The following is a 17,836-nucleotide window of genomic DNA, read 5'->3' as shown; positions in this document are numbered from 1 at the left end:
GGCGCGTTGATCTACCGCTCGAGGACCACCGCGAGGCCCTGACCGACGCCGATGCAGATGGCGGCGACGCCGACTCCGCCGCCGCGGCGGCGGAGCTCGTGGGCGAGGTGCCCCACGATGCGACCGCCGGAGGCGCCGAGCGGGTGTCCCATGGCGATGGCGCCACCGTGGATGTTCACTTTCGCGGGATCCAGTTCCGGCCACAACTTGAGGCAGGCCAGGCTCTGCGAGGCGAACGCTTCGTTGAGTTCGACGACGTCGACATCCGCCCAGGTCTTGCCCGCGCGTTGCAGCGCCCGGTTCGCGGCCTCGACGGGTGCGATGCCGAACACGTCGGGATCGACGCCGGCGACCGCGCGCGAGACGATTCTGGCCAGGGGCTCGCCGCTGACTCCGGCATTCTCGCCGCCGATGATGAGGGCGGCCGCGCCGTCGTTGAGCGGGGAGGAGTTGCCGGCGGTGACGGTGCCGTCCGGCCGGAACGCGGGCTTCAAGGTGGCCAGCGACTCCATCGAGGAGTTCGGTCGGATCCCTTCGTCGCGGGTGAGGTCGACTCCGGGAACGGGCACGATCTCGTCATCGTAAATCCCGGCGTTCCAGGCGGCGTCGGCCTTCAGGTGGCTGGCCACGGCGAACTCATCCTGCTGTTCGCGGGTGATGTCGTAGCGTTCGGCGAGGATTTCGGCCGTCTCGCCGAGCGAGACCGTCCACTGCTTGGGCATCCGCGGGTTCACCATCCGCCAGCCCAGGGTGGAGGAGTGGAGCGTTTCGTGACCGGCTGGATAGGGCTTCGATGGCTTGAGCAGCACCCACGGCGCCCGGCTCATCGACTCGACGCCGCCGGCCAGGACGAGGTCGGCGTCGCCGGCTTCGATGGCACGGCTGGCCTGGATCACGGCTTCCAGGCTTGATCCGCACAGTCGGTTGACCGTCGCCCCCGTGACCGAGGTGGGGAAGCCGGCCAGAAGCGCGGCCATGCGCGCGACGTTGCGGTTGTCCTCGCCGGCGCCGTTGGCGTCCCCGAGGATCACGTCGTCCAGGCGGGCCGGGTCGACATCCGGATGCCGGTCCATCACAGCCTTGACGACGTGCGCGGCGAGGTCGTCGGGGCGGATGCCGGCGAGGGCTTTGCCCAGCCGACCGAACGGAGTGCGAATAGCATCGTAAATAAAACTGGCGGGCATCCGACCCTCTTATCTGTACGCATTGCGAACTTGTGTTCTGAGAATGAGCGTAACATGGGGGTGCAGACCCGGCAATGCTCTCACCGCAGAAAGCAGACATAAGACATGGCTCAGGACACACCACTTCGCACTCAGGTCGCCATCGTGGGTGGGGGGCCTGCCGGCCTCCTGCTCTCACATTTGCTTCGGCTTTCCGGCATCGAAAGCGTGGTGCTCGAACTGCGGGATCGCGAGTACGCGCTTCAGCGGGTGCGGGCCGGAGTGCTCGAGCAGGGCGCCGTCGAGCTACTCACCGAGGCCGGGCTCGGTGACCGCATCGAGACGGAGGGGATGCGGCACAGCGGTATCAATCTGCAATACGACGGCGAGCGGCACAATATCTCGTTCCAGAACCTGATCGGTCGGTCGGTGTGGGTGTATGGGCAGCAGGAGGTCGTCAAGGATCTGATTCATGCGCACGACGCCGCCGGCACGCCGCCGCGGTACAGCGTTTCCGATGTGACACTCGAGAATCTGCTCACAGAGAAGCCGCTCGTGCACTTCACCCAGGATGGCGAGCAGTTCACGCTGCAGGCGGACTTCGTGGTCGGCGCCGACGGCGCACACGGCGTGTGCCGGCCCAGCATTCCGGGGGCGGAGAAGAAGACCTACCAACGCGACTACCCGTTCGGCTGGCTCGGCATCCTCGCCCACGTGCATCCGTCTACCGACGAACTCATCTACGCGCTGCACGAGCGCGGCTTCGCCATGCACAGCATGCGCTCGGACACCGTCAGCCGCCTCTACTTGCAGGTCGACCCGCACGAGGACATCGTCAACTGGTCGGACGAGCGCATCTGGGACGAGTTGGACATCCGGCTCGGCATCCCCGGCTGGACGCTGCACCGCGGCGAGGTCTTCGACAAGAGCATCACTCCGATGCACAGTTTCGTCAGCGACCCGATGCGGTACGGACGGCTGTTCCTGGCCGGCGACTCGGCGCACATCGTGCCGCCGACGGGCGCGAAGGGGCTGAACCTGGCGCTGGCGGATGCGGCGTACCTGCACGAGGCGCTCGCGGACTGGTACCGCAGCGGCAGCGAGAAAGGACTCGACGAGTACTCGCCGCGGTCCCTACGCCGGGTATGGCAGATCCAGCACTTCTCGCGATGGATGACCCGGATGCTGCACCGCTTCAACGAGTCGACGGATGCGACGCATCCGGAAAACGTCGACTACGACTACCACGTGCAACTCGGCCAGCTCAGCCTGCTCACCTCGTCGGAGCGGGCCATGTCGCACCTGGCGGAGGTCTACACGGGTCTGCCCATGCTGCACTCCTGACCCGAGGTCTCGACGAGCCGATCGAGCCCCCGGTGATCGAGCGGCCCTTTCCAGTGATCGAGCCTGTCGAGATCCCCAAGGGTGACCCGGGTCTCGACGAGCTGGACCACCGGTACCGCGCGTTCCCCCGCTTACTTACGCGCGCAACTCCGCCAGCTGAGCCGATGCCCGCTCTAACACGTCCACCTTCTTGCAGTACGCGAACCGGAGCAGCGACGCGTAGTCGGCCTTGCGGTCGTCGTGCACGAACGCCGTGATCGGGATCGCCACCACGCCGACCAGCTCGGGAAGTTTGCGCGCGAACGTCGCTGCATCCGTGTAGCCCAGGGGAGCGGCGTCGGCCACCACGAAGTAGCCGCCTTGCGGTTGAGTGATCGTGAACCCGGCCGCGAGCAGACCCTCAGAGAGCAGATCCCGCTTGGCACGCAATGTCGCCGCTGTGTCGGTGAAGAAGGAGTCCGGCAGCCCCAAGCCGACCGCGATGGCGGGCTGGAATGGAGCGCCGTTGGAGTAGGTGAGGAATTGCTTGACCGCCAGGATGGCATCCACCAGCTCGTGCGGAGCGGTGAGCCAGCCGATCTTCCAGCCCGTGGCGCTGAAGGTCTTGCCTCCGCTGGAGATGCTCACGGTGCGGTCGCGGGCGCCCGGCAGCGTGGCGATGGGAGTGTGCGGGGCCTCGAAGGTGAGGTGTTCATACACCTCGTCCGTCACGATGATCGCGTCGTGTTCGTGGGCGAGTTCCACGATCAGCTCCAGGATTTCGCGCGGGAGCATCGTACCGGTGGGGTTGTGCGGGTCATTGATGAGGATGAGCCGGGTGCGGTCGGTGACCGCACGCCGGAGCTCGTCAGGATCGGGCTGGAAGCTCGGAGCACGCAGCGGCACCCGCACGTGGGTGGCCTTGCTCAGCCCGATGATCGCGGCGTAGGAGTCGTAGAACGGCTCCAGGGTGACCACCTCGTCGCCCTCGTCGGTGAGGGCCAGGATGGTGGCGGTGAGCGCCTCGGTGGCGCCGGCCGTGACGAGCACTTCACGGTCCGGGTCAACGCTGATCCCGTAGAAGCGCTGCTGGTGGTCGGCGATGGCGTGGCGCAGCACCGGCATCCCGATCCCCGGCGGGTATTGGTTGACCCCGTCGCTGATCGCCTGGCGGGCGGCCTCGAGCACTTCGCGGGGGCCATCCTCGTCGGGGAACCCCTGACCGAGGTTGATGGCACCGGTCCGGGTGGCCAATCCCGACATTTCGGCGAAAATTGTCTGCTTGAGGTCGCCGTCATTGCCGAGCAGCATCGCGCCGCGGGCAGTGCGTTCCCAGGATCCGCTTACTGTCATGCTTCCAACTTATCGGGGTAGGTACCGCCGGCGACGGCCAAGGCGGCCCCTTTGGAACATGCGCGCCCGTTCGCCCCGCCGCGCTGGTGACAAACTGGCGCGCGGCGACCTGTGGAAAGTTTGACGCGTCCGATGCGGGATAGGCCTACTCTGTGTCTTTATGCGAGGCATGCGCAGTATCGGTGCTGTTGCGCTCGCCGCTGCCTTCGCGCTGTTGCTCGGCGGATGCGTTCCGCAAAGCCGACCTGTCCAGCCCAAGCCGTCGCCCAGCTCCAGTCCGATCTTCGCCTCTGACGAGGAGGCACTGGCGGCGGCCACGAAGGCCTATGCCGCGTATTTGGACATGGAGGATGAGATCGCTCAGGACGGAGGCAACAATCCAGACCGCCTCGCTCCTTTCGTCACCCCCGAGCAAATGGTTGCAGAACGTAAAGCTTTTACAAAATTGCTCGAAAGCGGCAAACACCAACTCGGCTCGACATCTTTCCGGATCGCGTCACTTCAGCAATCAGACCAGAACGTGGACGGGCGAGCGAGTGTCGGCGCCTATATATGTGCCGACATCTCGGCTGTCAGCTACTCCGGAGGTGCGAGCGGGATCACTCCCACAAGCGTCCCAAAGCTAATCGGGATCGAGGCAGGATTCGAGGGCGAAACACCGGGCAGCGACCAACTGCTAGTAGCAAGGAGTGTTCCATGGGCAGGTACCGGAATTTGCTGATTTGTACAGCGACGCTTCTCTTGGTCGCTCTCGCAGTGCCGGCTCAGGGCGCTACGACGGACACCTGCGCATTCTTTGAGATAGCAACTGGAACGTGTCCTGTAAACACAACCGTCGAAGCACACGCCGGGGACAACGGTGTCACCCTGCGCGGCAGCGAACATCGGCCGGGATCAGGGAACCATGGCCTCGGCCTGCCGGGCGGCATGGTGACGCCGGCTCCGGTCGACCCTGACCTCGTGATCAGAGACGGGTACACCGTCACCGAGCCGGTGACGCTCAGTGACCTGGTCAACTTCCATCCGGCATCCGGAGTCAGCCACATGGAGCCGGGCGGCTGGATGATCGCGGGGCTGGACGCGAACTTCTACGCGTCGTCGTCCACTCAGGTGCAAACCGGGGAGCTGCTCGGCCAACCTGCGACGGTGCGGTTCACGCCGGCAACGTTCCGGTGGAACTACGGTGACGGAACCGCCGCCACCCTGCGAACCTCGGGCTCGACGTGGGCCGCACAGGGGAAAGCCGAGTTCCAACCAACGGCGACCAGTCACGTCTATCGCGCCGCCGGAACCTACGCCGTCGACCTCACCATCAACTTCGCGGCCGAGTACCGATACACCGGAGCGGAATGGATCCCCATCGCGGGAACCGTGCCCGTCGCCGCGAACCAGTTGACCGTCACAGTGGGCAGTGCGAAGACGGTTCTGGTCGGCCAGGACTGCTCCGCGTCCCCGGCTGGACCCGGCTGTTGACGCTGTTGGCGAACTCATAGATTCACGGAGGTCCGCTCACAGCGCCCGCAAATACAATGTTCAGGTTGGCGGTGGAAGCTGACAGCGCTTGGAAGGAGCAGCCCCAATGTCCGATACTCCGCACAACCCGTCAGCTGGCGGCGAGCCCGTCGAATCCCCCGAGTCGGCGCAGGCACGCCTCGACCGCGAGCGAGACAGCCGTGCGACGCTGCCGCTGGATGCCGATGCATCGCGGACCCGATCTGCGAACGCGGATGCGACGACGCCGAATGGCGCCTGGAACCGGGATGAGCACTGGGCACCCGCGCCACCGGAGCGTCCCGCGCGTTCCCGCAATATCGGTATCGTCGCAGCCCTCGCCATCGGTGCACTCGTCGGTGGAGTCTCTGGGGCGGGCGTCACCGCCTGGTCGTTCTCCTCGAATCAAGGTCTGCACTCGGTAAGCGGCGCAGCCAACAGCCCGCAAACGATCACCGTCAACGACGCATCCAACGCCACCAACGTCACCGCGGTCGCAGCGAAGGCCGGCCCGTCGGTGGTCACCGTGTCGGTCGCCGGCAGCACCGCGGCCGGAACCGGTTCCGGCGTCATTCTCAGCTCGGACGGCTACGTGGTCACCAACACCCACGTGGTCACCCTGGACGGCGAAGCCAACAACACCAAGATCCAGGTGCAGACCTACGACGGCCACCTCTACGGCGCGAAACTGGTCGGAACCGACCCGATCACCGACCTCGCCGTGATCAAGATCAACGGCGACGCGAGCTTCCAGCCCGCCGACTTCGCGGACTCGGGCAAGCTCAACGTCGGCGATGTCACCATCGCGATCGGCGCTCCGCTGGGGCTGGCCAACACGGTCACCAACGGCATCGTCAGCGCGCTGGACCGCAGCATCACCGTGAAGTCCTCCGCCGCCCCCAAGGAGGACAGCACCAACCCGGACGACGGCAACGGCAACGGCAACGGCCCGTTCAACTTCTGGGAGAACAGGTCGCCGGGCTCGACCCCGCCGACTGCTCAGGCCACGATTTCGCTGCCCGTCATCCAAACGGATGCGGCGATCAACCCGGGCAACTCCGGAGGCGCACTGCTTGACTCCGCAGGCAAGGTGATCGGCATCAACGTGGCCATCGCCTCCGCAGGCGGTTCGAGCGGTACCGACACCTCCGGCAACATCGGCGTCGGCTTCGCGATTCCCTCCAACCTCGTCAAGCGCATCGCGACGGAACTCAAAGACAACGGCAGCGCCACCCATGGCCTGCTCGGAGCCTCGGTGCGGGACGTCAGCAGTGACGCCAACCTCACCAGCAGCTCCACGGTGGGAGCCGTGGTGGCGGACGTGACCTCCGGTGGCGCTGCGGAGAAGGCCGGAATCAAGAAGGGCGATGTGATCATCAAGTTCAACGACTCGCCGATCACCAGCGCGACCGATCTCACCGCCCAGGTGCGCTCGGTCGCGGCAGGCTCCACCGCCAAGGTCACCTACATTCGCTCCGGCGACGCGAGCACCGTGACCGTCACGCTGGGGGCGCTCAAGTAGCAACATCCGTCACGCGCGGGAGCATCGTCACACGGTGCTCCCGCGCTGTGCTGCGTGGCCCGGCGGTGTCGCTGGTAGGCTCGACCGGACTCGACACACGACTGGACAGCATGGCACTTGGAACACCGCGCAATCCCGGCGTTTCCTACGTCATGCCCGTGCTGAACGAAGCCGGTTACATCGAAAACGCGGTCAACACGGTGTTGAGCCAGGACTACGACGGCGACCAGGAACTGATCCTCGCGCTCGGGCCGTCCACCGACGCGACGGATGCCATAGTGCGGCGGCTGACCGAACAAGACCCCCGGATCGTCTGCGTGCGCAACCCGAACACCGATATCCCGTTCGGCCTGAACCTCGCCATCAAGGCGGCGAAGAACCCGGTGATCGTGCGGGTCGACGCGCACTCGGAACTCGAACCCGGGTACACCACCCGTGCGGTGCAGACGCTACAGCGCACCGGTGCCGCCAACGTGGGCGGGCTGATGAAGGCGCGGGGGAAGACCAGGTTCCAGTCCGCCACCGCTAAGGCCTACAACAGCCGATTCGGCCTGGGCGGCGCCGCGTACCACGACGGCGCCGCGGAAGGGCCGGCGGAGTCGGCCTACCTCGGGGTGTTCCGCCGCGAGGTGCTCACCGAGGTCGACTATTACGACGAGTCGCTGCGCCGCGGCGAGGACTGGGAACTGAACTTGCGCATCCGGGCCGCAGGGCATCTGGTGTGGTTCGATCCGGCACTGGTGGTCACCTATTGGCCGCGGGAGAACTGGACCAAACTGGTTCGGCAATTCATCGCCACCGGCGCGTGGCGCGGCGAGTTGGTGCGGCGCTACGCCGCGCGCAACCCGTGGCGCTTCTTCGCACCGCCGGTTCTCGTCGTCGCCGTGCTGCTGAGCATCGTCGCGATCGTTCTGCAGGCCACCGGCGTACTGAGCGGATGGCTGTCGCTCGTCGCCTGGCTGGTCTACGCCGGCCCGATCGCGTACCTGATCTTTCTCATCGTCGTCGCGCTCGTCGCGGACCGTTCCGCCGGTTGGCGTGACCGGCTGCTGTTCCTGCTGGTGCTGCCCACGATGCACCTGAGTTGGGGGCTCGGGTTCCTGCTCGGCGTCGTGCGGGGAGCCCACGACGTCAGCGACACCTCCAGAACCGACCTCTGAACTCAGCCGATCATCCGTTGCGCAAGCAATCGGCGCACGACCCGACCGGATGCCTCGCCGTCGTCGCGCGGGTTGAAGCGCTTCTGCCACTCAGCGTACTTCTGCGCATAATCGGTGGACAGCTGGTCACGGTCGCGTATCAGACTCACCAGTTCCCCGGCCGTGCGCACCACCGGGCCCGGTGCCGCCTCGATGAGGTCGAAGTAAAAGCCGCGGAGTTTCGTGCGGTAGTCGTCGAGGTCAGGCACAAAGAAGAACACCGGCTTCCCGGTCACCGTGTAGTCGAACATCACCGACGAGTAATCGGTGATCAGCGCGTCGGCCACCAGGAACAACTCCGACACGTCCGGGTAGCTCGTCACATCCAGCACGTTCGCGGCGTATACGTCGTGCCCGGGCCGCAGCGTGCGGGAGTGGCCGCGGATCAGGGTGAGATATCCGGGCCCGAGGGTTCTCGCAAATGCGGCGACATCCAGGTGGTCCACCTGTTCCGGCCGGTTGTCGCGCCAGGTCGGCGCGTACAGCAGCACAGTGACGTCGTCAGGGATGCCCAACTTGCGGCGGATGCCAGGCCCACCGTCGCCGCGCAGCACGTCATTGCGCGGGTACCCCTCTTCCCAGATCGGCCCGAAGTAGGCGTAGGCGGAGCGGAAGATCCGGGAGCTGTACGGGTTTTCGGACAGCAGGATGTCCCACCGGGCACGTTCCCGCACCGTCGCGATGGCGGCGCGCGGGCGGAACTTCGGCCGATTCATGGCGATCTTCTTCAACATGGTGCCGTGCCAGGTCTGCAGCACCGTTTGGTAGGCGCGCTTCTTGAACTTCTTGCGCATCCAGTCGTTGATCACCAGCAGTCGCGCCCTGCCGCGGATGCGCCACCACTGTTCGCTGCCTTCCAAAAGCGCGATGGCGCCGTCCGGAACGCTCACCGAGGCATCCGCCACGCTCCAGTACCTGGTGACATCCGGACGAAGCGTGGCCAGCGCCCGATCGATGGCCAGCGGATTGCAGGACGCGCTCTGCCCGAAAAAGCTCTCGAAGAAGACGGCGTTCAACGGTTGGTACGCCGCGGTGCGGTACTCCGTCTCCAGCCTGGATTGCTGCTCTGGCCCGAACTCGGCGGCGTTCAACGGTGCGGCGAACTCGACCACGAGCGCGCGGTGACCCGCGCCGTCAGCGGACTCGTGAACGGCGACCCTGGCCACGTTCTCCACCAGGGTGGGCGCCGGCAGGGGAGCATCCATCCGCACCGCGGCGACACCAGCCTCGGTCTCGACCTGCAAGCGGTAAGCGCCCGACCGAGGAGCCAGGGGAGCGGACTCCCATCGAGACACCAGCAGCGGCACAACGGCCTGCCAGACGCCATCCGCGACCTCCAGCGTGGCGGTCAGGCGTTGCCGGGTACCCGCCAGTGACACGGCGGTGGGCACGGCGTCGACGTAGCTGCCGGTGACAACGATCTGCGGTGCAGACTCATCGATCAGGACTGTCTGGACCGTTAGCTCATCCGGTGAGCGGGGCCGGCTCGGCGCGCCGGTCACGGGTGCACCGTCGGTCGGTCCGAGTTCAGACGGCGGCGGATCTCCTGATACACCCTTTCAGTATTCCTGCCGTCGAGGAACTCGTGGTGCATCGCCCGCAGCTGGGCGCCGTGGCTGCGCAGGCCCGCAGCGAAGTCCGGATCCACGTCACCGTGCCGGAGCACCTCAAGCACTCCGTCCCAGGAGTCGGTTTCGGTGCCGCCGCTGAACTGCGAATATGGCTGGTAGAGCCCCCGGGAGCGGCGATAGCGTTCCAAGTCCGGAGCCAGAAAGACCAGGCTGCCGCCGGTGAGGGCGAAGTCGTAGGCGATCGACGAGTAGTCGGTGATCAGCACATCGATCGCGGGCAGTACCGGTGTGATGTCCCGCAGCTGGTTCGACCCGAGCAGCATGACGCGCCGGTAAGCCGTAGTGCCGGCCACGTATTCGCCGACGCCGAGCGGATGCGGCCGGATGAGCAACACCGCATCGGCCAGCTCGAGGTAGGCCGCGATCGCCTGCCACTGCAACGGGGTCGGCACCCCGGGGTCCCGCTCGCCGTCTCGCCAGGTGGGTGCGTACAGCAACACACGGCATCCGTGGAACTCGTGCAACGGCAGCACTGTGGACAGCGCCTCCCGGGCCGCCGCCAGGCGCTCGGCCGCGGTTCCGCGGCACAGCACGTCGTCGCGCGGGTCTCCGGTGACGACCACCCGCTCGGCGGGCAACCCGAATGCGGTGCGCAACCTGGTCGCCGCGACCGGCGAGGCCGCCGGCATCAAGGAAATCGCCGCCGAAGCGTGGGCGTACATGCGTCGCAGGAGCCGTTGCAGCACGGTGGATCCGAACCGGAGGCCGGTGCGCAGCGTCGCGGGGGAGTCCAGATGGATCAGCTTCAGCGGAATCCCGTGCCACAACTGCACGACGAACGCGCCACGCACGCCGAACCGGTTCACGTCTCCGAAACCGTGGGTGACGACCACCACCTGAGCGCGTAAAGTCGCCCACAGCCCGCGGGGGCCCCGCTTGCGCACCGCCCGGATGCCGTGATGCGCGGCCGCAGCCACCTCCGTGGAGTCTCTGGCCAGCCAGGTGAGTTCCAGGCTCGGATCCTCCGCCCGGGCGTGCAGGAACAGCGGGAGGGCGCCTTCGCCGACCCCCGTGCCGCTGCCGAACACCCAGCATCCACGCCGGCGCGGAACCAGCAGGCATGCCAGCGCGCCGAGCCCGTACAACGGCAGCGAGGCGAGTTTGGCGGCGTTGCCCTGCGCGAAGGTGAATCGGGCCATCAGGCCGACAATTCGGCCTCGGCGGACACCGTTCCGATGGCTTCATAGAACTGCCGGATCGCCTTGCGGTTGTAGGCCTCGTAGTCGAACGCGGCCGGCAGCACTTCGCCGCGGAGGAACGCGTTCATGCCGTGCACGAGACCGCCGACGCTCTGCGGCACCACGAGGCCGGAGTTGCGTGGCAGCGCGTTTTGGGCCGATCCGAAGTCAACGGTGACCACGGGCAAGCCGAGCACGAGTGCCTCCAGAATCACCATCGGCTGACCCTCGTAGTTGCTGGACAGCACGAAGCAGTCCGCCGCCACCATGATCGCGTGCGGGTTCGGCTGCCTACCGGTGAGGATCGCGGACTCCGTCAGCCCGAGCTCATCGATCAGCCGCTCCAGATCCTGCCGAAGCGGGCCGTCGCCCACGATGAACAGTTTGGTGAGTGGATGCTGCGCATGAACTCCGGCGAACGCGCGGAGCAGCCGGGCCTGATTCTTCTCCGGTGAGAGCCGACCCACCGTCACGAAGATGGTGGACCCGTCGCGTGCGAGCAGACTGTCGACCCAGGCCGGCGTCTGACCGGTGTCCGGGTCCACGGCGCTCTGCCGCACATCGGCGGCCGCGCCTCGAAGGATGTGCGCCGCATCCACCGTGTTCAGTGCGGACACGAACGATTCGTCGCTGGCGTAGGCCGACAATTTCTTGCGGTTGATGTCGGCCAGCGTCGGGGACACGGATACGAGGTGGTCGAACTGTGGGTACAGGCTGAACAGGGAGGTGAGACTGCGCTTCATCCTCTTCTTGCCGTTCACCTCACGGTGTGCGTCTTCGGCCAGGTCGTTGTGCAGCCAGATGGATCGCACCGCATCGGGGGAGTGCAGGAGAAGCACCGACCAAAACGGGCCGTAACCGCTGAAGTCGACGACGTGGTCGAACCGGCTGTCGCCGAAGCACCTGGTCCACTCGTCATTCCACAGCGCATCCTGGCTGGGCTCCTCACGATGCCGGTTGATCCGCCCGCGCCGGAACTCGAAGTGCCGCCACAGGTGCACCAGCTTCGACCCATTCATGCCGCCGACCCGCGGGAACTGCCGCACGCTGTACTCGATCTCGCGTTGCTTCGCGATCCTCGCCGGGGACTTGCTCTGCGCGAAGAAGGCCGAAACGTCGAACCGGCTGTGGTCGATGCTGTTGAGCAGGTTGAGCACGGAAGTGGTGATCCCGTTGGGCTTCATCCCACCCAGGTACACCAGGATCGACGTACGGCCGTCGGGCAGGCCCGCCCGCATCCGGTAGCCGTCGCGGTGTCCGCGGAACACGATGTCGACGACACGACGGGCGGCTTCCCCGTCGTCGGCGCTCGTGAAGCGCTGCTGGGCGGCCCGATACCGGTTCACCGATTCCGGCGGCAGCTGCCCTGTCGTCGCGTAGCGCGTGATGTGCGGTGCCAACTCGGCCATGGTGCGCGCGACCGGGCCAGGCCACTGGCTCGGCTCGAAGTAGAGGCCGCGAGTGCCCTCGTAGTCCTCCAGGTCCGGGGTGAAGAACAGCACGGGTCGCCCGGTGGACAGGAAGTCGAAGAAGATGCTCGAGTAGTCCGTGATCAGAACGTCGGTGAGACCGAGGACCACGTTGGTCGGGATCTCGTTGGGCACGAGGATGCTCGTCAGATCCGGCCGGTTTGCAGCATGTTTGTGCACGATTTGGTGCGTTTTGAGCAGCACGCAGTATTTGCTGGAATCGATCCGGGATTGCAGTTGCGCGACGTGATGCACCAGTTCGTCGATATCGTCGTTCGGATGGCTGAAGCTGAGACCCTTCCAGGTCGGCGCGTACAGCACGATCTTGCGGTCGCCGATCGGCAGGCCGGCAGCGGTGAGCAACGTCCGCGCCTCTGCGGTCTGCTCGCGGTCGAGCATCTGGCGGTCGGTGCGCGGGTACCCCTCCTCGATGATGGTGCCGCGGAAGATGCCCTGCAGTTTGTAGGCGCTCGCATACATCTGGTCGGTCATGAACTGGTTCTGCGCCAGCAGGTAGTCGGCGGCCACAAAGTTGCGGATGATATTGGCGGTCGCCAGCGCGCCGTCTTGGATGTCATAGCCCATCCGCTTGAGCGGGGTGCCGTGCCACGTGTTGAGGTAGACCTGGCCGGGACGCTTGCTGAATGCGGGCGGGAAGGTGGCGTTGTTGACCAGGAACTCGGAGGTGGCCAGTGCGCGGTAGTAGGCACTGGACCCGTATTTCACGAATCGCACATTGTCCAGGCCGGAGTATTTCGCCACGGTCGACCCGTAGGCGTCCAGATCGGACAGTGTCCAGATGTGGGTGAGGTGCGCCTGGTCGGGTGCGGCCAGAAGCGCTTGGAAGACAGCCTCCGGGTTGCACAGCATTCCGTTCCCGGAGAAGGACTCGTAGAAAACTGTGTTCTTTTCCACCGGCATCCGGCGCCACCTGGCGTTCAGTTCGTAGCGGACGGCTCGGCGCAGCCGCTTACGCAGCGATTTCACAGGGGGCACTCTCATGGCTCAGCAATCCTATTTGACAGCGTCTGAACGTTCTCCGAGACGTCGCTGAATGCGGTTGCGCCGTGGCTGGTAGATCATCGGGCCGAGTACGAGGGGGAAATCCGCCGGGGGCGGCCCGAATGCGGTGCGGGAACTGGCGACGATCTTGCGACCCAGAAGGCGGTTGCCGACCCCGCCGATCACGGCTCCGACGCCGAACGGGATGACGCGACCGACCACGTTCGCACCCTGTGTTGCGGTAAACCTTCTCACAAACGCCCGGCGGACGCGGCTTCCGATCTGCCCCAGCGCGGTTTTCGGCAGGTTCTTGGTGACGAGTTCGCCCCAGAACCGGCTTCGAGTGCCGCCGGTGCCGGCGGCCTCCTGCGCGAGCTGCTTCACCAGGTCCGAGCCGGCCGAGCCGAGCATCATGGCCATGACCAGGGTTCTGGCCCGCTCCGGATCCTCGACGGCGATGCCGTGCACCTCGGTCACGGATTGAGCGAACAGCGCGCTGGCTTCGAGAAATCCGGCGGTCTCCGCGCCGGAGAGCGCGAGCGAGATCCCGACGCCAACTCCGGGAATGACGGCGCTGGCGCCGACGGCGGCCCCGCCGCTGGTGACGGCGGCCAGGAACCGGCGTTCCAGAATCGCGATCACCTGCGCCGGATCGGCGTCCGGGTGCTGAGTCCGGATGCGACGCAGATGAGCCAGCACCAGCGGTCGTTGCACACTGAGCAAGCGCTCCACGGAGCGCTCGACGGTACGCACGCCGAACGCGTCGGTCGTTACTTGTCGGTCTTTCGCCACCCGTCCCAGCCTACGCTGGCGCCCCGAAATCGGGGTGCATCATGGAGCCACGATGCCATTCTTCGATGAGCACGATGAGCCGCTGACGCGCATCTTTCTGGTGCAGCGCACGCCGCGGTTATTTCAGCTGGTCCGACCGATCAGCTTCCTTGAGGCCGGCCGGCCCGAAACTGAGCGGGTTCGGGTGCCGGCACACGAGATCGACGCGCCGCCGGTGGGCGCCAACGCGACTGACCTGGCATCCGTGCCGACATTCCTGTGGGGACTGATCGCCAGTTATGGCAGGCAGACCAGCGCCGCACTGCTGCACGACTATCTCAGCGGCAAAGCCCGGCGCGGCGATCCGCCCACCGGCATCCGTCGTCGACGTGAGGCCGACCGGCTGTTCGGCGTCGCCCTGGTCGAGAGTGGGGTGCCGCGACTGCGGGCGCGGATCATGCGGTCTTACGTGAGCATTGAGAAGTTCGCTGAGTTCCGGCGGTGGCAGGCGCTGCTCATGGTGGCGCACGCGGTGCTCGGGGTGCTTTCGATCTATGCCGCGATCGGCATGGCTTTCGGCTGGTATCCCGACGCGCCGTGGTGGATGCTGGTGCTCCTGTTGGCGCCGGCCGCGTCGAGCGTGCTGTGGTGGCGCGATGCGCCGGCGATGCTGGTCATCACCTATACCGGAGCGGTACTCACACCCTTCATGATTGTTGCCGCGCTCGGTCAGGTCGTACTGCTCGCGCTGGAGGGTGCGCTGTGGCTGGTGACCGGGGCGCGCGCTCCCGCCCCGGTGATCGGGCCCACCATCCTGGCCCGCCGCCGCCCGTAGGCCTCGTGCCGGATGGGAGCTTGCGGTACGCAATCGAGGGCGGAGTACAACACGCCGGGTAAAACCGGCCAAGAATACCGCGTGTCGACCGAATCTCCTTGGCTGTGTGCGCCACGGCCGGGACCAGCGCCGGACGGAGAGGAGCGGTAGCTAGGCCGGCAGTCCGTAGTCCGAGTTGTAGCGGTCGATCACCTCGGTGATCGAGGCATCCAGCACCAGCGCTCCCTTGTCGAGGTAGAGGCCGCGGGTGCAGAACCGTTTGAGGTCTTTCTCGTTGTGGGAGACGAAGAAGAGGGTTCGCCCGCTCGCCAGCATTTCTTCGATTCGTCGGTAGCATTTCTCGCGGAAGGCCCTGTCGCCCACGGCGAGCACCTCATCCACCAGGATGATCGGCTCTTCCAAGCGGGAGATGACCGCGAACGCGATCCGCACCTTCATGCCGCTGGAGAGGTGCTTGTATGGCGTGTCGAGGAAGTCGCCGATGTCGGCGAAGGCGATGATGTCATCGAAGCTGTCGGCGATGGTCCCGCGCTGCATCCCGTGCAGGCCGGCGGTGAGGTACACGTTCTCCCGCACGGTCAAGTCGTCGACGAACCCGCCGGTGATCTCGATCAGCGGCGCGACCCCACGGCGCACCGAGACGCTGCCCTCGTCGGGCAGGATGACCTCGGCGACCAGCTTGAGCAGTGTCGACTTCCCTTGCCCGTTGCGGCCGACCACCCCGATCGCCTCACCGGCCGCAACGCTGAAACTGACGTGGCGCAACGCCCAGAATTCGCTGGGCCGGGCACGGCGGTTGGATCCGGCGAACAGGTCCTTGAAGTTCCTCCGGGAACGACGATTGCGTCGGAACCGGATGCCGGCATCCGTTACTTCGATCACGGCAGCGCGGTGCTTCGTCTCTGACGTGGCGGTCTGAGGGGAGACGGTCATCCTAGATCTCCTTGAGGACGGCACGTTCGGTGCGCTTGAACACGACAATACCGATTGCCAGTAGCACAGCGGTGACCAGGGTTCCGACGATCACGGCGTACCAGTCCAGCTCGCCGGGGAAGAATGCCGCACGGTACAGCGAGAAAACGCCGGCCAAGGGGTTGAACGCCATAAACGGCGCCAGACCCGACGGCACGTCGCCGAGGCTGTAAATGATCGGGGAGGCGTAGAAGAGGAAGCGCAGGATGAGCTTCACCGCACGTTCCAGATCGCGGAAGAACACCACCAGCGGGGCGACGATGAGCCCCAGCCCCATGAGCAGCAGTGCCTGCAGCAGAATGCCGAGCGGAAAGAACACCACCTGCCAGTGCACCGGCGCCTGGGTGATGATGGCGAACACGGCCAGCACCGGGATCGAGGCCAGGAACTCGATGCCCTTGGAGAGCACCAGGCTGTTCACCCAGATGGTGCGGGGCAACTTCGTGGAGCGGATGAGCTTCGCCTCGCGCAGGTAGGCGCGCGTGCAGTCTGACACCGACCCGGTGAACCACATCCACGGCAGAAGCGCGGCGAGCAGGAAGACGATGTACGGCTGTGCGCCCACGGTGCGGTCGAAGATCTTGGTGAACACGAACCAGTAGATGGCCGACATCACCAGCGGATCGAGAATGGACCAGAGGTATCCGAGCGCCGATGTCGAGTACCGCACGCTCAGGCCGCGGCGTGTCAGCAGCCACAGCGAATGCCGGTAGCGGGCGGCGGCCGAGCGCGCCGGCCGTGTCGATGTCGTATCGGTCACGGGGTCCTTTGCGAATCAGCACCCCCGTGCCCCGTGTCAGACGAAGAGGTTTGCTCGCTCCAGGTCTTCCGCGAAGTCAATCTCTACTGCATAGAGGTCGGAGATGTTCACCGGTTCAAAGCGCAGGTGGTCCTGCTCAATCGCCAACTCTATTCCACGCTCGAAGTAGTCCTGATCGTTAACTCGACCGAGTTGACGCACCAAAGCGGCCTTGTCCGCCCGCGACACGTAGTTGATGCCGATCGCTTCGCCGAGGCCGTTCTTCACGGTCTTGGACAGCTCGCGTATGTAGCCCTCGGCATCCGTCGTGTACTTGACTTCTTCTTCGGCCACGCTCGCGGAGTTGACCGCGACAAAGGACTTGTCTTGGCTGACCATCTTCGCCGCCCGTACCAAGGCCTCTGGGTCGAAGACGATGTCGCCGTTCATCCAGAGCACGCCGCCGGGTGCCGATGCCCGCAGTGCGCGCAACAGGCTCTTCGAGGTGTTGGTCTGGTCGTACTGCTCGTTGTAGACAAAGGATGCCTCCGGGAACGCGTCGATGATGTGCTCGAGCTTGTACCCGACGACGATGGTCACCCGCGCGGCGTCACCGAACGCATGGTGGATGTTCTCGAACTGCTGCTGCATGATGGTGCGGCCGTCGCTCAACTCGGTGAGTGGCTTGGGGAGGGAGCGACCGAGGCGGCTACCCATTCCGGCCGCCAAAATGACGATCTGTGTGCTCACGTTTAGGTCTCCTCAGGGTGTCCGCGTGGTCAAGACACCTCGTTGTGGTCTTCTCACTGTACCGGCGACGCCTGAGAGTGGGTAGGGACTTTCGAAGACTCGTAGCGAACTTGTGATGCGCGGGAGCCAGACCGGTACAGACACCAGACGAGTTGATACGGTTGTTCGGTGGACCAGGAGCCCGAAGCATCCGAGACAAACCTTCCGGCCTCCCCGCCCGCACCACCCACGTCACAACGCTCCGCGAGGCCGGCCCCGCGCAAGCGAACACCGGCCAAGCCTGCGGCGGCCAAGTCGGCAGGGTCTAAGTCGGCAGCGTCTAAGTCCGCAGCGTCTAAGTCGGCAGCGCCGAAGTCCGCGATTTCTAAGCCTGCGGCAGCGAAGCCCGCACCCTCCACGTCGGCAGTCAAAGTTGCCCAGCCGCCGCCCCCACCTCCA

At 65.8% G+C, this 17,836-nt stretch carries 15 protein-coding genes; 6 read left to right on the top strand and 9 right to left on the bottom strand.

From position 1 onward, the window contains the following. Positions 1 to 11: 11 nt before the first annotated feature. Positions 12 to 1,184: a thiolase family protein gene (locus ABFX56_RS12815; protein ID WP_346233728.1), complete on the bottom strand. Its 1,173-nt coding sequence runs from the start codon at positions 1,182 to 1,184 to the stop codon at positions 12 to 14. 105 nt (positions 1,185 to 1,289) lie between these two features. Here ABFX56_RS12815 and ABFX56_RS12810 point away from each other — a divergent pair, with 105 nt between their 5' ends. Continuing rightward, positions 1,290 to 2,507 carry a 4-hydroxybenzoate 3-monooxygenase gene (locus tag ABFX56_RS12810; protein ID WP_346233727.1) on the top strand — a complete coding sequence of 406 codons (1,218 nt, stop codon included), beginning with the start codon at positions 1,290 to 1,292 and terminating at the stop codon, positions 2,505 to 2,507. A 135-nt stretch (positions 2,508 to 2,642) separates the two neighbouring features. Here ABFX56_RS12810 and ABFX56_RS12805 read toward each other — a convergent pair whose 3' ends face one another. Then, positions 2,643 to 3,839: an aminotransferase class I/II-fold pyridoxal phosphate-dependent enzyme gene (locus ABFX56_RS12805; protein ID WP_346233726.1), complete on the bottom strand. Its 1,197-nt coding sequence runs from the start codon at positions 3,837 to 3,839 to the stop codon at positions 2,643 to 2,645. Positions 3,840 to 4,008: 169 nt separating this feature from the next. Between ABFX56_RS12805 and ABFX56_RS12800 the strand changes: the two genes are divergently transcribed. The 4 genes from ABFX56_RS12800 (at position 4,009) to ABFX56_RS12785 (ending at position 8,012) form a co-directional block, all read left to right on the top strand. Continuing rightward, on the top strand, positions 4,009 to 4,560 hold the full coding sequence (locus ABFX56_RS12800; RefSeq protein ID WP_346233725.1) for a hypothetical protein: 552 nt from the start codon (positions 4,009 to 4,011) through the stop codon (positions 4,558 to 4,560). A gap of 206 nt (positions 4,561 to 4,766) precedes the next feature. Then, the gene (locus tag ABFX56_RS12795; RefSeq protein ID WP_346233724.1) at positions 4,767 to 5,312 is read left to right on the top strand and encodes a PKD domain-containing protein; all 546 of its coding nucleotides are present in this window, start codon (positions 4,767 to 4,769) and stop codon (positions 5,310 to 5,312) included. A gap of 106 nt (positions 5,313 to 5,418) precedes the next feature. After that, positions 5,419 to 6,852, top strand: a complete 1,434-nt coding sequence (locus ABFX56_RS12790) for a S1C family serine protease (protein ID WP_346233723.1) — start codon at positions 5,419 to 5,421, stop codon at positions 6,850 to 6,852. A gap of 110 nt (positions 6,853 to 6,962) precedes the next feature. Then, positions 6,963 to 8,012, top strand: a complete 1,050-nt coding sequence (locus tag ABFX56_RS12785) for a glycosyltransferase family 2 protein (RefSeq protein WP_346233722.1) — start codon at positions 6,963 to 6,965, stop codon at positions 8,010 to 8,012. A gap of 2 nt (positions 8,013 to 8,014) precedes the next feature. Here the strand turns inward: ABFX56_RS12785 and ABFX56_RS12780 are convergent, their stop codons facing one another. Genes ABFX56_RS12780 through ABFX56_RS12765 form a run of 4 tightly spaced genes read right to left on the bottom strand, consistent with a single transcriptional unit; the run spans position 8,015 to position 14,123 of the window. Next, on the bottom strand, positions 8,015 to 9,553 hold the full coding sequence (locus ABFX56_RS12780) for a CDP-glycerol glycerophosphotransferase family protein (protein ID WP_346233721.1): 1,539 nt from the start codon (positions 9,551 to 9,553) through the stop codon (positions 8,015 to 8,017). Next, on the bottom strand, positions 9,550 to 10,821 hold the full coding sequence (locus ABFX56_RS12775; RefSeq protein ID WP_346233720.1) for a CDP-glycerol glycerophosphotransferase family protein: 1,272 nt from the start codon (positions 10,819 to 10,821) through the stop codon (positions 9,550 to 9,552). The genes ABFX56_RS12780 and ABFX56_RS12775 overlap by 4 nt, the downstream gene beginning before the upstream one ends. Continuing rightward, entirely contained in the window at positions 10,821 to 13,331 is a 2,511-nt protein-coding gene (locus tag ABFX56_RS12770) for a CDP-glycerol glycerophosphotransferase family protein (RefSeq protein WP_346233719.1), read from the bottom strand. Before ABFX56_RS12770 ends, ABFX56_RS12775 begins: the two co-directional genes overlap by 1 nt. Before the next feature lie 12 nt (positions 13,332 to 13,343). Continuing rightward, positions 13,344 to 14,123: a hypothetical protein gene (locus ABFX56_RS12765; protein WP_346233718.1), complete on the bottom strand. Its 780-nt coding sequence runs from the start codon at positions 14,121 to 14,123 to the stop codon at positions 13,344 to 13,346. 52 nt (positions 14,124 to 14,175) lie between these two features. Here ABFX56_RS12765 and ABFX56_RS12760 point away from each other — a divergent pair, with 52 nt between their 5' ends. After that, positions 14,176 to 14,937 carry a DUF1353 domain-containing protein gene (locus ABFX56_RS12760; protein ID WP_346233717.1) on the top strand — a complete coding sequence of 254 codons (762 nt, stop codon included), beginning with the start codon at positions 14,176 to 14,178 and terminating at the stop codon, positions 14,935 to 14,937. A gap of 150 nt (positions 14,938 to 15,087) precedes the next feature. On the opposite strand, the gene ABFX56_RS12755 is transcribed toward ABFX56_RS12760, so the two are convergent. The 3 genes from ABFX56_RS12755 to ABFX56_RS12745 are packed head-to-tail and all read right to left on the bottom strand — an operon-like array spanning position 15,088 to position 17,398. Continuing rightward, the gene (locus tag ABFX56_RS12755) at positions 15,088 to 15,870 is read right to left on the bottom strand and encodes an ABC transporter ATP-binding protein (RefSeq protein ID WP_346233716.1); all 783 of its coding nucleotides are present in this window, start codon (positions 15,868 to 15,870) and stop codon (positions 15,088 to 15,090) included. 1 nt (position 15,871) lies between these two features. Continuing rightward, positions 15,872 to 16,669: an ABC transporter permease gene (locus ABFX56_RS12750; protein WP_346233715.1), complete on the bottom strand. Its 798-nt coding sequence runs from the start codon at positions 16,667 to 16,669 to the stop codon at positions 15,872 to 15,874. Positions 16,670 to 16,705: 36 nt separating this feature from the next. Further along, positions 16,706 to 17,398 carry a phosphocholine cytidylyltransferase family protein gene (locus ABFX56_RS12745; protein WP_346233714.1) on the bottom strand — a complete coding sequence of 231 codons (693 nt, stop codon included), beginning with the start codon at positions 17,396 to 17,398 and terminating at the stop codon, positions 16,706 to 16,708. Positions 17,399 to 17,836: the final 438 nt, after the last annotated feature.

This window comes from Parafrigoribacterium mesophilum, assembly GCF_039652555.1.
Lineage (GTDB): Bacteria > Actinomycetota > Actinomycetes > Actinomycetales > Microbacteriaceae > Parafrigoribacterium > Parafrigoribacterium mesophilum.
This window is presented reverse-complemented; position numbering and strand designations above follow the sequence as displayed.

Coding starts and splice junctions, on each gene's coding strand:
- ABFX56_RS12815 (WP_346233728.1), bottom strand. CDS start 1,184: ATGCCCGCCAGTTTTATTTACGATGCTATTCGCACTCCGTTCGGTCGG.
- ABFX56_RS12810 (WP_346233727.1), top strand. CDS start 1,290: ATGGCTCAGGACACACCACTTCGCACTCAGGTCGCCATCGTGGGTGGG.
- ABFX56_RS12805 (WP_346233726.1), bottom strand. CDS start 3,839: ATGACAGTAAGCGGATCCTGGGAACGCACTGCCCGCGGCGCGATGCTG.
- ABFX56_RS12800 (WP_346233725.1), top strand. CDS start 4,009: ATGCGCAGTATCGGTGCTGTTGCGCTCGCCGCTGCCTTCGCGCTGTTG.
- ABFX56_RS12795 (WP_346233724.1), top strand. CDS start 4,767: ATGGTGACGCCGGCTCCGGTCGACCCTGACCTCGTGATCAGAGACGGG.
- ABFX56_RS12790 (WP_346233723.1), top strand. CDS start 5,419: ATGTCCGATACTCCGCACAACCCGTCAGCTGGCGGCGAGCCCGTCGAA.
- ABFX56_RS12785 (WP_346233722.1), top strand. CDS start 6,963: ATGGCACTTGGAACACCGCGCAATCCCGGCGTTTCCTACGTCATGCCC.
- ABFX56_RS12775 (WP_346233720.1), bottom strand. CDS start 10,821: ATGGCCCGATTCACCTTCGCGCAGGGCAACGCCGCCAAACTCGCCTCG.
- ABFX56_RS12770 (WP_346233719.1), bottom strand. CDS start 13,331: ATGAGAGTGCCCCCTGTGAAATCGCTGCGTAAGCGGCTGCGCCGAGCC.
- ABFX56_RS12760 (WP_346233717.1), top strand. CDS start 14,176: ATGCCATTCTTCGATGAGCACGATGAGCCGCTGACGCGCATCTTTCTG.
- ABFX56_RS12755 (WP_346233716.1), bottom strand. CDS start 15,870: ATGACCGTCTCCCCTCAGACCGCCACGTCAGAGACGAAGCACCGCGCT.